The organism is Moheibacter sediminis (genome assembly GCF_900176425.1).
Lineage (GTDB): Bacteria > Bacteroidota > Bacteroidia > Flavobacteriales > Weeksellaceae > Moheibacter > Moheibacter sediminis.
This window is the reverse complement of sequence record NZ_FWXS01000006.1, coordinates 73799-87818: the sequence shown is the minus strand read 5'-3', so window position 1 is coordinate 87818 and position 14020 is coordinate 73799. Positions and strand designations below refer to the sequence as shown.

Annotated in this window: 13 protein-coding genes; 8 read left to right on the top strand and 5 right to left on the bottom strand. The window is 36.3% G+C overall.

Translation table 11 applies throughout. The features are described 5' to 3' along the window. The first annotated feature begins 13 nt into the window (after positions 1-13). Positions 14-454 (top strand): DoxX family protein, encoded by a 441-nt coding sequence (locus B8977_RS09930; RefSeq protein ID WP_084017562.1) that lies wholly within the window; start codon positions 14-16, stop codon positions 452-454. 147 nt (positions 455-601) lie between these two features. Here B8977_RS09930 and B8977_RS09925 read toward each other — a convergent pair whose 3' ends face one another. Together B8977_RS09925 and B8977_RS09920 are read right to left on the bottom strand one after the other, a co-directional pair. Then, positions 602-1372 carry a T9SS type A sorting domain-containing protein gene (locus tag B8977_RS09925; protein ID WP_084017561.1) on the bottom strand — a complete coding sequence of 257 codons (771 nt, stop codon included), beginning with the start codon at positions 1370-1372 and terminating at the stop codon, positions 602-604. Between the two features lie 247 nt (positions 1373-1619). After that, the gene (locus tag B8977_RS09920) at positions 1620-2513 is read right to left on the bottom strand and encodes a phosphatase PAP2 family protein (RefSeq protein ID WP_084017560.1); all 894 of its coding nucleotides are present in this window, start codon (positions 2511-2513) and stop codon (positions 1620-1622) included. Between the two features lie 145 nt (positions 2514-2658). On the opposite strand from B8977_RS09920, the gene fbp reads away from it, so the two are divergent. Then, positions 2659-3660 (top strand): class 1 fructose-bisphosphatase, encoded by a 1002-nt coding sequence (gene fbp / locus B8977_RS09915; RefSeq protein WP_084017559.1) that lies wholly within the window; start codon positions 2659-2661, stop codon positions 3658-3660. A gap of 133 nt (positions 3661-3793) precedes the next feature. Here the strand turns inward: fbp and B8977_RS09910 are convergent, their stop codons facing one another. Next, positions 3794-4228 carry a copper resistance protein NlpE gene (locus tag B8977_RS09910; protein WP_084017558.1) on the bottom strand — a complete coding sequence of 145 codons (435 nt, stop codon included), beginning with the start codon at positions 4226-4228 and terminating at the stop codon, positions 3794-3796. A 104-nt stretch (positions 4229-4332) separates the two neighbouring features. Between B8977_RS09910 and B8977_RS09905 the strand changes: the two genes are divergently transcribed. Then, a complete protein-coding gene (locus B8977_RS09905) occupies positions 4333-4788 on the top strand; it encodes a hypothetical protein (RefSeq protein ID WP_245828518.1) in 456 nt (151 codons plus the stop codon). Positions 4789-4838: 50 nt separating this feature from the next. Here B8977_RS09905 and B8977_RS09900 read toward each other — a convergent pair whose 3' ends face one another. Beyond that, entirely contained in the window at positions 4839-5597 is a 759-nt protein-coding gene (locus B8977_RS09900) for a type III pantothenate kinase (RefSeq protein WP_143736439.1), read from the bottom strand. After that, positions 5598-7451 carry a M1 family metallopeptidase gene (locus B8977_RS09895; RefSeq protein WP_084017556.1) on the bottom strand — a complete coding sequence of 618 codons (1854 nt, stop codon included), beginning with the start codon at positions 7449-7451 and terminating at the stop codon, positions 5598-5600. A gap of 155 nt (positions 7452-7606) precedes the next feature. On the opposite strand from B8977_RS09895, the gene B8977_RS09890 reads away from it, so the two are divergent. The 5 genes from B8977_RS09890 (at position 7607) to B8977_RS09870 (ending at position 14015) form a co-directional block, all read left to right on the top strand. Continuing rightward, the gene (locus tag B8977_RS09890) at positions 7607-9151 is read left to right on the top strand and encodes an AraC family transcriptional regulator (RefSeq protein WP_084017555.1); all 1545 of its coding nucleotides are present in this window, start codon (positions 7607-7609) and stop codon (positions 9149-9151) included. 337 nt (positions 9152-9488) lie between these two features. Further along, positions 9489-9791: a hypothetical protein gene (locus B8977_RS09885; protein WP_084017554.1), complete on the top strand. Its 303-nt coding sequence runs from the start codon at positions 9489-9491 to the stop codon at positions 9789-9791. 150 nt (positions 9792-9941) lie between these two features. Further along, positions 9942-12341: a choice-of-anchor J domain-containing protein gene (locus tag B8977_RS09880; RefSeq protein WP_084017553.1), complete on the top strand. Its 2400-nt coding sequence runs from the start codon at positions 9942-9944 to the stop codon at positions 12339-12341. 13 nt (positions 12342-12354) lie between these two features. After that, positions 12355-13203: a hypothetical protein gene (locus tag B8977_RS09875; protein WP_084017552.1), complete on the top strand. Its 849-nt coding sequence runs from the start codon at positions 12355-12357 to the stop codon at positions 13201-13203. Between the two features lie 14 nt (positions 13204-13217). Continuing rightward, positions 13218-14015, top strand: a complete 798-nt coding sequence (locus tag B8977_RS09870) for a hypothetical protein (protein ID WP_084017551.1) — start codon at positions 13218-13220, stop codon at positions 14013-14015. Positions 14016-14020: the final 5 nt, after the last annotated feature.

Sequence of the window (14020 nt, the reverse complement as noted above, 5' to 3'; positions counted from 1 at the left end):
TAAAGGGTAAAATATGAAAAAAGGAAATTTCTTTTCGTCCGGAACATCTATAACCAATTTGAACCTTGCAAGCCTGATTTTACGCTTGGTGGGCGGAGGTTTTATGCTTTACCAGCACGGCGGAGGAAAGTTTCTCAAATTCTTTTCTGATGAAAAAATAGAATTCGCCGATCCTTTTGGGATAGGTTCTACAGCTACTTTGGCATTGGTTGTTTTTGCAGAAGCGATATGTTCGATTTTGATTATTTTAGGGCTGATGACACGTTATGCTTTGATTCCTTTGATTTTCACGATGGTTTATGCAGGGTTTGTTGTACATCTCAATGATGCTTTTGGTGACAAGGAATTAGCATTGATGTATCTTGCTATTTATTTTGCTTTGTTGTTAATAGGTCCGGGAAGGTATTCTTTGGATAGATTAATCAAGAAAAGACGTTCTACGATTTCACACTAGCTTGAAATAATTTAATCTTAACTCTGGTCAATGAATCAAAATTGATTTAAGAAAGTTTAGAATTTAAATTAATCCAAATTAAAATTAATTCCATAAAAAATCCCGTTCAGTTAGAACGGGATTTATAATTTTAAATTCTAAAAAGAATTATTTTTTAACGATTTTTTGAGTCGTTGTAGCGTATCCGTTAGAAACTTTTACTACATAAACTCCTTTAGCTAAAGAGTTTGTATCAACGCTTCCGTTGTTATCAACACGGTTAGAAGAAACCAATTTTCCTTCGATTGTGTAGATATCTACAGTTGCACGCTCAGGCAATTGAAGAGTCAATTTGTTTGTAACTACTGTGTTCATTTTAACTCCGTTTGCGAAGTTATTTACATCACCTACAGACATCGTTCCTGTATAAGCCAAAACGTTATCAAATGAAGCAGTACCACCAGTATAAGCTCTGAAAGCTACATCTAAATTAGTAGCGCCAGGACCTGCAGGCATAGTAGCTGTGTGGAATGTCCAAGCTGATGTAGTTGGAAGGTATCCGTCATTTGTTCTGAATGGGTCTTCTGTTGTAGCCTCAGTAGTGTAAACCGGTGTTCCAGCAGCATCTTTGAAGATACTCCACAATCTTGCATCAGAATCGTCACCTGAAGCTTTGTACCAGAAAGAAATAGTGTAAGATTCTCCCGAAGTTACAGGTACATTTTGGAAAAATCCTGTAGTAGCACTTGGAGAATTGTAAGCAACACTTTTGTTTCCGTCTTGAGCACCACCTGTAACTACTGTAGGAGCAGTATAAGATGCGGCAGGACCTGAAGCCCAACCTGTGAAATCGCTTTCAAAGCTTGGGTTTGTCAATAAATTCTGTGCAGACAAAGAAAGAGCTGCAAGAACAGTTAAAGTTGTAAATAATTTTTTCATTTTGTTCAATTTTTAAATGAGTCTGCAAAGTTAGTACTTTCTACCAAATTTATAGACTATTTTAGTTAAATAATTGTAAAGTAAAAACCTCTCTACTAATCAGTAAAGAGATGAATGATTGAAAGGAGTTTAAAAAAATAAAAATTTAAAAACACAAAATAATCTTTCCCAGGAAACAAAGTTTAAAATCAGAACCATGTTAAGAGTTTTTTGAATTTGAAAATCTGTCATTAATTTTTTATTTCATTCAAAAAACACCGATAATACCAAACTGCGAAGGGCCGGCAACCAATTTCCAATTGATTTGTTTTTTGGATTTAAATTCTGAATAGTTATATTTCTGATTTCTTTTCAGGTAATTATCTACCCCCTCTACGATTGCCACACTTAAGGCTGTACTCAACGCGATATCCGTAAACCAATGCGCTCCTTCCCACAATCGGGAAACGGGAGCAATCATCCCTACTGTCCAGAAACCTGCCTTTACCCAAGGATTTTCAAATTGTTTAGACAAAGCATACATCGTCGTCACAGAAAGTACTGTATGTCCCGAAGGAAACGAACGATATTCCGCCGAACCACCCAATGGTTTGAAATGGTCATGCCCCAATCCAGAATTAGGCCTTGCTCTTCCAGCCAAAGATTTTGAAACCTGTTGAATGAGACCTGCAGCGCTTGCAGAAGTAATCATCAAAACACCCGTTTGCCGTATATTTTCGTTATTTGTAAAAAGCCCAAAAAGATAAACGGCTCCTGTAATTCCATAATTATTTTGCGGACTTCCGAAATACCACCCGAAATCTTTGATGACACCAGGTACATCGGGCTCTTGTTTATGGAAATAATTGTTGATTTCCTCATCTACAAAATACAATAAGGTAATTCCCGCGGCGGTTGCGCCGAGTTTTATGTAATCATCTTTTTGCCATCGTGTAGGCTGAGTATAAGCATTCAAAAAACCACCCGCCATATTGGAAGCATCATACTTCAGGTTTTTCCAAATAGGATTTTTCTTCGTTTGAACTTGTTGAATTTGTGATGAATCTACTATGATACTATCCAATTTTACAGACAAGCTATCTTCCTGCGCTTTGCTTAAAAATGATATGACAAAACAGGATATAAAAATTATTTTTTTCAAATTTTAAAATTGTGTGCGCAATTTAGAAATACATTTTTAATTGTTTAATTGATTTTAATTCCAAATTCATTACGAAAACGATTTCGTAAAAATGTGATTGTACTATAAATTTAACGATATTTGCCGCACGTAAAACCAAAACAACATGAAAGCAGAATCCGGACAAACATTAGGTGAATTTATCATCGAAAACCAAAAAGATTTCAAGTATTCATCTGGTGAATTAACCCGATTGCTAAGCTCAATCAAACTCGCAACCAAAATCGTGAACCATAAAGTAAACCAAGCGGGGCTTACCGAAATATTGGGTGCATTTGGGAGTGAAAACATTCAGGGTGAGGAACAGCAGAAATTAGATGTGTTTGCTAATGAAGCATTCATCAAAACCCTTTCACAACGCGAGGTGGTTTGTGGAATCGCTTCTGAAGAAAACGATGATTTCATACGAATTGAAAATCATCAGAATTCTGAAAAAAGTAAATATGTGGTTTTGATTGACCCTTTAGATGGTTCTTCAAATATTGATGTAAATGTTTCTGTAGGAACAATTTTTTCTATTTACAGAAGGGTTACACCGGAAGGAACACCTGTACAGTTGGAAGATTTTCTTCAGCCCGGAAATCAGCAGATAGCTGCCGGATATGTGATTTACGGAAGCTCAACCATGTTGATTTATACCACTGGAAATGGTGTAAATGGATTCACACTCAATCCTTCGATTGGAACTTTTTATCTTTCTCATCCGAATGTGAAGATTCCTGAAGACGGAAAAATTTATTCTGTTAATGAAGGAAATTACGCACTTTTCCCAAAAGGTGTAAAAGATTATATAAAATATTGTCAGGAAGAAGAAGGTGACAGACCTTACACTTCGAGATACATTGGTTCGTTGTGCGCTGATTTTCATAGAAATATGCTGAAAGGTGGAATTTATATTTATCCATCAGGAACCAAAAATCCGAACGGGAAACTGCGTTTGCTGTATGAATGTAATCCAATGGCATTTTTGGCAGAACAAGCCGGCGGAAAAGCTACTAATGGTTTTGAAAGAATCATGGACATCCAACCGACAGAACTTCACCAACGTGTTCCATTTTTCTGCGGCTCCAAAAATATGGTAGAAAAAGCAGAGTCTTTTATGAAATAATTGACTAGGAATTAAGATAAACGAAAAAAAGCCTAGTCGAGAAACCAGGCTTTTTATCTTAATTAACACATGAGGACAATTTATTTTACTAAATCTATTTATTCAGTAACAAACTTCATGCCAAAAATTATTTTCACTTGTTAAGGATATATTTTCCTGATAAATCTCCTGTTATTTTATTCCCTTCCATGTCCAATTGCGTAAGCGAATTCTCAGAAACAAAATACTCTACTATATCTGAATTGATATTCTCCAAGACCAAAGTATTCCCATCTTCTTTCCAGGTATAATCTCCCATTTCTTCAAATACTTTTTCATCTTTGCCTAGATATTTCATTTTCTTGGTGTAAGTCTCATCTTTAGATAAAGTAATTTCAGTTTCGATTCCTTCACAATCTGCACAAGGTAAGATTCCTTTATAAGTCCCTAAAATATCCAATGAATTTTTAGCATTGTGCTCGTCTACTACTTGTTTTTCATCTGGATTAATTACAGATTCTTCTTTCTTTGTTTCGCAGCTGAATAAGACAAAACCAGCAACAGCAAGCATTAAGATTTGATTTTTCATATTTCTTAGTTTTTTAACATCGACGTGCTCAATATTTATACCAATTTGACTTACATAATAAATAAATCAGTTATTCGTTATCCTAGAAAATCACTAATCATTTTATGAAAAAAAATTCTTACCTCATGGTTTTGCTGGGCCTGATGCTTAGCTTTTCCCTTGTTTCCTGCTTTGGCAGCGATGATGATGACAACAGCAATAATAACAACAATGGTGGAACCTCTGGCATTGTTGTAGAAGGTTCTTGGAGAGTTACACTTTTTCAGGAAGACAATTCAAATCAGACAAATCATTTTTCAGGTTACGCATTTACATTTAACACCAACGGTACTTTGGTTGCAGTAAATGGAGGCACTACTCAAACGGGAACCTGGTCAACTGGAAATGATGACAGCCTAAACAAACTGTGGATTACTTTCCCGGCGGCTCCCGACGACAGCCCTTTTGAAGAAATAACAGAAGACTGGCAAATCATTTCGAAAACCCCTTCAAAGATAGAATTGAGACACGTGAGCGGCGGTGATGGCAGCGTAGATCTTTTGACCTTTGAAAAGATTTAAATTCTAAAATTTTATTTTCTAAGAATTCCTCTGAAATATCAGGGGAATTTTTATTGGTTTAATTCATACAAAACCGCCAAACCTTTTATCGTATGAAGAGCATCCTGTATATTGATTTTACTTGAAAGTGGAGCATACGCATAGCTCATTCCTCCGGTTGCTATTACGAAACATTCTTCGCCTGCTTCTTGGTTAATTCTATCAATCATCCCTTCTACCATTCCCAAAAAACCAAACACCATTCCACTCTGCATACAGCTTACTGTATCAAATCCCAGAACTTTTGCGGGTGCTTTGATTTCGATTTCCGGAAGTTGGGCAGTTGCGCCAACCAATGATTTGAGTGCGGTAATGATACCAGGCGCGATGGCAACACCCATCGTTTTTCCGGCTTCGTCGATTCCCGTGAAAGTCAATGCTGTTCCGAAATCGACTACGATTTTTTTTCCCGGATAAAATTCATTTGCAGCAACTGCATTGGCAAATAAATCCGTTCCCATTTGTTTTGAAGTATGCTCGATTTTGGAATTGGAAGTTCGATCAACGATGATAGGTTTTATCTGATGAATTTTTTCTAAAGAATTAAAAACGGAATTCGTCAAAGCAGGAACAACCGAGCCAATTACGATGCCTGTAATTGACTCTTTTTTCAATCCGAAAGGTGAATACATCGAGCTGAATTTCGCAAAAAATTCATCTTCTGTAGGATAAGGTCTGGTATTAATAAACCACGAAATAATTTCTCCATCCGATTGAAATACTCCAAAACGGATGTTCGAATTTCCTATGTTTACAGCTAATAACATGATTTATTTTGGATAAACATTGTTTGAAAATTCTACATCAGCCAATCGCTGCGTTGGATCGATGATTACTTTATTTACCTTTTTAGAAACTTTCACATTGTAATTTGGATTCGTCCATTTCCAAGGTTCCAAAACGGTACGTTTTACGTTTTTGTAAATTTCAAAATTTTCCGCAGGTTTTTCTGCCCTCATTTCCATAGCCGGGATGTAAAATAACTCTTTTGAACCATCGGCATATTCCACATACAAATCAATAGGCATCGGAAAATTACTCAGATTTTGCAATTCGATATCTGAATCCGAAACATTTCTGACAGAATAATCAATCACACGAGTTGTATTCACAAACAAATTCTGAAACCATTTCAAATTAATTCCTGAAACATTTTCTGCAACTCTTTTGAAATCATTGGGTGTTGGATGTTTGAATTTCCATTGGTTGTAAAATTCCAAAAATACTTTTTTCAAATTTTCTTCACCGATGATATAACCCAATTGAATCAAATAAACCTGCCCTTTGTTATAAGCCTGAACGCCGTAAGCATAATTGTAATTGTAATAATCTGCCAACAAACTCATAGGCTCTTCCACACCTGATTTTGCCAAATCGATATAACCTGCATTCGCATCTAAATTTGGGTTTCCATCTAATTTTTTATTGAAAATTTCGAGGTAAGCTAAGTTTTCAGCATAGGAAGTAAATCCTTCATCCATCCATTCGTCCACCGTTTCATTTAACCCAAAAAGATGCTGGAACCAAGAATGTGCAGCCTCGTGGTAAATAACACCCAAAAGGCTTTCAAAATTTCTTTCTCCGGTAATCAAAGTCACGGTTCCGTATTCCATACCGCCGTCGCCGCCTTGCACAATAGTGTAAGTTTTCCAAGGATATTTCCCGAAATGTTTGCTCATGTATTCAAAGAATTTCACAGAAGGTTCTTGTGTTTTCTGCCAATTGGGAGTTGTTTTTTCTCCGGGTTGGTAAACGAAAAATAATTCAGGTCCGTTCGGAACCGTTTGTTTTTCCACTACGAAATCTTTATCTGCGCCCCACGCAAAATCGTGGATGTTTTCAGCCACGAAATGCCAAGTTGTTTTACCGTTTTGGGTTTTGGGTTTTGCATTTTGAGTATAGCCTTTTACTTCATTTTGATTTTGCAAAGTACCTGAAGCTCCGATAACATAATCTTGCTGAATTTTAATTTTCACATCAAAATTTCCAAACGGAGCTATGAATTCACGACCGATATATTCATCCAAATGCCAGCCAAATTCATCATAATGCGCCATTTTCGGATACCATTGTGTCATCGAAAAATCAACACCTTCTTTGGTATTCTTTCCTCCGCGGCGAATGATGGAAGGTACTTGTGCCTGCCATTCCATTTCAAAATTGGTGGTAGAATTGGAAGTCATAGGCTGTGTCAAATCCACTTCGAGGATTGTTCCTGAAATTTTGAATTTTAATTCTTTTCCGTTTTGTTTGATGGATTTTATTTTTTGAAATCCCTGATCTTCAGGCTTCAACTGTGCGATTCTGCTTTCAAATTGCGGATTTTCTTTCGTACCTTTGTTGGTGACCATTCGCGCATCGGGATCGGCAATATTTACCAATCGATAATCCATCGCGCTTCCCGGCTGAAATGCATTGTAATAAAGATGAAAGTAAACTTTTTTTAATGTTTCTGGAGAATTGTTTGCATATTTCAAACTCATCTTTCCGTCATATTGAAATTTCTGTTCATCAACATTGATATCCATTTTATAATCAACCCTTTGCTGCCAGTAGCCTTGTCTTTGCGCAAATAAACCAATTGAAACCAATTGAAAAAAACATACCAATACTAAATTCCGCATTTATTTCATTTTGGGTAAACATACAAAAAACTTGAAAATTAGGCGCTCGACCAAGTATTTTTTTTACTTTTGACAAGACTAAACCAAAGCCCTACATAAATATTTTGCCATTATCATTGAGAATGAATTTCATTTTTAATGAAAAAAATTAAAGAATGACCAAGTTTTTATGCATTTCCATTTTGTTTCTGTGCTCACAATCGATTTACGCTCAACAAAGTAAATTTGACAGTGTTTACAATCTAGTATCTTCTGAAACTATCAAAATGAAATGGGCGGTAAACGTTGCAGATTCACTTTACAAAATATCTGCTACAGAAGAGCAGAAAGTCCGGGCTTCTATGTTATCGGCAAATTTGCTTCAGAAAACGGGGATGATAAATGAAGCGCTTGTCTATGCAAAAAGAGCAGACAGTATTGCGGAAAAATCTCAACTTCATGATTTACAGGCAAGGGTTTGCGGATTGATTTCTACCATTTACAGGGTTGCTAAATTACCCATTCAGGGTAAAGTTTATCTGGAAAAAGCTATGAAGGCGAGCCAGAAAATAGTCGATATTAATAATTCTTCCAAATTCCAGGGAAATCTGCATCAGGAAATGGCTTATTATGCAATGGATGATTTAAAATATAGGGAAGCCATCTCTATTTTAAAAAAAGGAAAATCATCTTTTGAAAAAGTTAAAATTACCAAAGAAAGAAATTTTCTGCTTGCAACCAATGAGGAATTAATTGCCAAAAACTATGTGTCGTTGAGAGAATATGAACAGGCATTGGCTGCCTATGAAAAATCAATTTCTTTTTTAGATAAATCTGGCAACGAAAGCGCCTTGGAAGGGTTTATTTACAATGGGATGGGAAATATTCATTTGGCTCGAAATGACAACGAAAGTGCAATTAAATATTACAATCTGGCTCTTGAAATTGCAGAAGCTTCTCAATTCCTGGCATTGAAAGAGGAGGTTTATCAGGCTCTTATTAATTACTATAAAATCACAAAAGATCAGGAAAATTATGTCCGGTTCAATGAAAAATATCTGAAACTGAGAGATGAGTTTGAACAAGCAAAAACATTGTCAGCAAATTATGTTGTAAAGGAACTTCATTCTCGTGAAAAATCTGCGGCTTTCAATTTTTATACAATTATTGGAATCAGTGTATTGCTTATTGTTTTCGCTTTCGGCTCATATCTTTATATCAGAAAGAAGAGAAGAAAAGACATCCTTCATTTCAACCAAACCATACAGGAATTAAAGCAAAGACATAAAAAAACAAAAGAACAAACTGTTTCAAAATCAGAACAAAAAAGCTTCGAAAGAGAATTTGTTCCGATAGAGACTGAACAAAAAATAATGGATAAACTTAATGGTTTCGAGGATTCTGTTAAATATCTCGAAAAAGGATATTCACTTTCCATGCTTGCTGTTGAACTGGAAACCAATACAAAATATCTTTCGCATGTCATCAATAAAAACAAACAGACCGATTTCAATAACTATATCAACAGACTCAAAATAAATTACATCGTTGGAAAATTGCATGATGAACCGATTTATTCCAACTATAAAATCAGTTATTTGGCTGACGAATGCGGCTTCTCATCACACAGCAAGTTCACTACGATTTTCAAAAATGTAACTGGCGTATCTCCTACAACATTTCTTTCTCATTTGGCAGAAAATAAGAGCTCAAAAAACTAATTATGACGAAATTTATTACAATGTAGGTTGTTTTAAATGTTAAATTTTAAATTTACAACTCTTTAATTTTTAAAGAATTGTATATATTTATAATTCTATTTTTTCTCATATTCCTGAAAACGGAAAGCCAAGCGTTTGAATTTTATAGATTGATTACTTATTTTTGTTAAACCTTAAATAAACCAAAACAAATGTCAGAGACCCCTAGTTTTGAAATAATCAAAAAGGGGTTTTTCTTCTCTACTACAATTATTTTTCGAGATTAATACGCTTACATACTCTCTTTTAATTTAGAGAGCCCCTGACCAACTATTCTAATCTAAACTGAATTGTAATTATGATAAAAAAAGAAACAGAATTTAGGAGTGATTTATGGAAAACATTGACTAGTTATAGAGTAAAAATCGTTCGTTCAATCATCAAAAACAAACTATTTACGGGAAGAACCAAAAAAGAAATTCAGGAACTTTTTGGCAAGGAAGATAATCATTACGATTTAGATGAATGGTCTTACCCTGTAAAAAAGAATTTTCTGGGAGGTGAAACTTATTTATTGTTAAATTTTAAAGGGGAAAATGTAGAAGGACATAGACTTTATACTGTATATCAGTTAGGAAATGAAAACATCTTATCTATATAAATTATTATTTTTTAAAACATTGTTTGTCAGTTAACTGAAAAACAAATTTAAGTTTCTATATTTGCCGAAAATTATGAGTTTTGCTCATGATTTTTACATAACTAAACAACTTAGTTCCTTTTAAATGAACTATTAACTAAACTAACAAAAATGAAAAAGCTTCTACTCAGCTTATGCTGTGCTATGTGCGTAACCTGCATATATGCGCAAGTGGGGATTAATACGCAAACCCCCCAAACAGAATTAGACATCAACGGAAGCATCCAATTAAGGGATGAATTGCGAATAAACGGAAACCCAGGGCTTCCTGGACAAATATATTTCTCTCGCGGACAAATTTCAGATGCAGAATGGAAAACTGCCAATGTAACATTTCTAGAAGAAGGCCAATACCAACTCGTTAATACATATGCAAAGAGTGATCAAGTCGGAATTGACTGGATTGGAGAATTTGGAGGATGTGTAGTAGAGACTTTTCCTTTTACAGAAACATTTGAGGCTAACAGTACAACCCGTTCTTGTTGGACAAATGAACGTGTAGTGGGAGCCACCAATTGGACATATGCTTTGGGAGACGGAGGGGGCACGGGTACCCCAAACGGAGCTGTTAATAATACAGCATATGCAGGCGTTCTTAATGCAAGATTTACAAGTACTGCTGGTCAAACTACAAAATTGGTAAGTCCGGTAATGAATATATCCCAGTTAAATTCACCTCGCATCAGCTTTTGGTACGGGCAACGTGCAAGCGGATCAAATCAAAACCAGCTAAAGATTTATTACAGAACCTCTCCAGCGGGTGAATGGGTACAGATTCTACCGACTTACATAACCAGCATTACAGCATGGACTCAGGTAAATTTAAATCTACCCAATCCATCATCCACCTACCAGATTGCTTTTGAAGGAGTAAGCAGCGGAGGACGTGCCAATGTGATAGACCAAGTGGTTGTAGATAGCGACAATACTGTTATAACCTCTTTCCCTTTTACAGAAACTTTTGAAGATCATAGCACAACAAGAACCAATTGGACAAATCAAGTTGTTAGTGGTAGTACTCCCAATACTTGGACTCATGGTGAGGGTGCTGGCGCTGGTACTGCACCTCTTTCAAACACAGACCACACAGCTGATAATGGTACTTTAAACGCTAGGTTTGTAACAGGTGCATCTAGATCAACCTATTATGTAAGTCCTGTAATGGATTTGAGTTCCCTTGCAACACCCCGATTGAGGTTTTGGCACGCGCAGGAAAATAATGGAAGCGGAATTAACCAGTTAAGGGTTTACTACAGGACTTCTCCAGCTGGTTCATGGCTATTAATTCCTACTGCACAATGGACAACAGCTGTCAACACTTGGACGGAAAGAACACTTACTTTACCAAGTCCTTCTTCCACTTACCAGATAGCATTTTTAGCTACCAATCCTGCAACCGCAGGAAGAGCGGTTGTTGTGGATGATGTAACAGTTGATGATGGCTTAAATGCAACAGCTGCTTGCACCATCAACAAATTTCCTTTTACAGAAAATTTCGAGGTAACTAGCGGTTCGAGGTCATGTTGGACAAATCAGCGAATTTCAGGCACCTCAGACTGGACGTTTGGAGCAGGCGCAGGTGCAGGAAATCCTACTGCAGACAATACGGCAGGTACAGGTAATACTTTAAACGCGAGATTTACATCAACCACAGGCCAGACAACGAGATTTATAAGCCCTACGTTTGATTTATCTTCTATGACAGCCCCGTCTGTTTCCTTTTTCTATGCACAAGCAGTCAACACAAATCAAAATCAATTAAGAGTTTATTATAGAACTACATCTGGAGGAAGTTGGACGCTGATACCTACTGCTACTTATACAACCAATGTTTCTGCATGGACGCAGGTTACACTGGAGCTTCCAAATCCATCCGCTACTTACCAAATCGCCTTTGAAGGAATGAGTAATGGAGGCCGTGCGAATGTCCTGGATGACATCGTTGTATATGATTTGGGATCTCTTGTACATCCCGCTTATGACCTAAACCTTTCTTCAATTGGAGAGAAAATAGGAGCAAAAAGTTGGAGAAATATTCCTGGATTAGATATACCCGTTACAATAAATAATGGGGACAATAAAATATCTGTAATTTTTCAAACAGGTGTGGAGTCAAAGATGAACGCAGCAACTACAGGTTCTCAAATAGCTGGAAATATCAGATTTCTATGTGGACTATTTAGAAGGACTTCTTCTCAGCCATTATCTTCAGCTACATTGATTGCATTGAGAGGTGACCAGATAAATAATACAATCAATAAAACCATCATGGATAAAACTCAGGGGGTGTTCACTTTAAATTATACAGTTAATAATACACCTGTAGGTAATTATATATTCAGTACTGCCTGTCGAAGAATTTCTCTTACAGATGGAGGAGGTACAGTGGGAACATCATTGTTATCGATAGGGAACTCTGCTAATGCCGGAAATAATGTTTCAAATGATTTTATGCTTGGCTCTGTTCTCAAAATGGATATAATTGAATTAGTAACAGTATCAACACCCTAAAAAATATTTAACGATGAAAAATTTATTTTATTTATTTATAATTCTGAGTTGTATTCAACTCTCAGCACAGGTTGGAATCAGTTCTTTAACAAACTATACACCTGGTGCCGGCACGGGTCTGTCGGTGGATGGAAACGTTACTATAAGAGACAGGATTTTTGTAGGGGGTACAGATCTCACGTTAGGCAACCCAGGAAAAAATGGTCAGGTCTTGGTTTCTCAGGGCACTGGACTACCACCGCGTTGGAGAACCTTAAACATACCTACTGTGGAAGAAAATTTCTTTTACTTAATTTATAATAACGCGTTCACAGATTTTACAAATGATAATACTGTAAACGAAGGGATAACCATAAATAGTACTGCTGGTAATAATGGTCCCTATGAATTAGGTATTACCCGAGCATCGCTAGGTACCGATTTCACAACAATAACCGGACTCACTAAAACTTTTGAAGTTTATAGCAATGAAAATCAGGTTTATATAACTTTCGAGGCTGTAGCTCATATCACAGGAGGTGGAACAGATATTGGAGCAGATTTTGTTTGTGGAATTTTTGCTGGTGGAAATACAACAACTACACGTACATTAAGGGGTCTTAGAAAATTAACATTGCAACAATCATATGGTGCTTCGAGTAACCCTTTTATAACTTACACCCAGATTGCCCTTGCAGATGATTTAGGTATTGGATTACATCAAGTAGAAGTTGCTTGTAAACGGACAGCCAGCCATGGAACTTTACCTACCTTAACAATAGGTAGAAGTGCCTCTACAAATATCAATGAGTTTGTTGCCAAATCTTCACTGAAAGTTGAAGTGTATGAAGCACCTCAGGTTTTTAACGATATTGTTCAATAATTAATCTTTTTCAAATGAAACTATATATAAAGGTCACATCGATAATTTTTATAATTGGTGCTAGTTTAAATGCACAGGTAGGGATAGGAACCGAGAATCCAAGATCAGAAGTAGGATTAGATGTAAATGGCATAACGAATGTTTCTCACCGCATACTTCTTAAAGGAGGCGCACTAAATACAAACCAACCCGGAGATGAGGGAGATGACAAAGACATTATTGTTTCCTCAGGCCCCACAAATCCTACAGCATGGGTTAAGAAAACCATTCCTGATGGGTTTGGCGAAAGTTTCAACCTAACATACATGAATAGTTATTTTGATACAACAGGGGTGGATTTGACAACTGTAAATCAAGACGCCTATAGTTTTGATCAGCCTATAACAACAGATTGGAAGATATTGAGTGGACTTGATAATTCTTTTACCGTTTACAAAACAAGTAATAAAACAAACTTGATTTTTCAGACCACCGGGCAAATTACCGGAAACGGAAGTTCAGCATCTGCAAGTTTTGCCTGTGGCATTTTCATGAAACAGCAAGCTGAAACTATTTACAGATTAAAAGGAGTAAGAACTGACGCAGTAAGAGGTACTACAGGAAGCAACAAAATCATTAATATGAATGTAACATTGGAGAATCTTCCAATACCAGGAGGTGCGGGAGGTACTGTATATAATGTTAGGGTAGCTTGTTTCGGAAGAAATGTACAAACAACATTCGCTGTGGGAAAAGCAATCAATACCACTTTTTTAAATCAGGAAATGGCTCAATCATCTCTGAATATTTCAGTTCTAGAATCTTGGCAATAAATTAA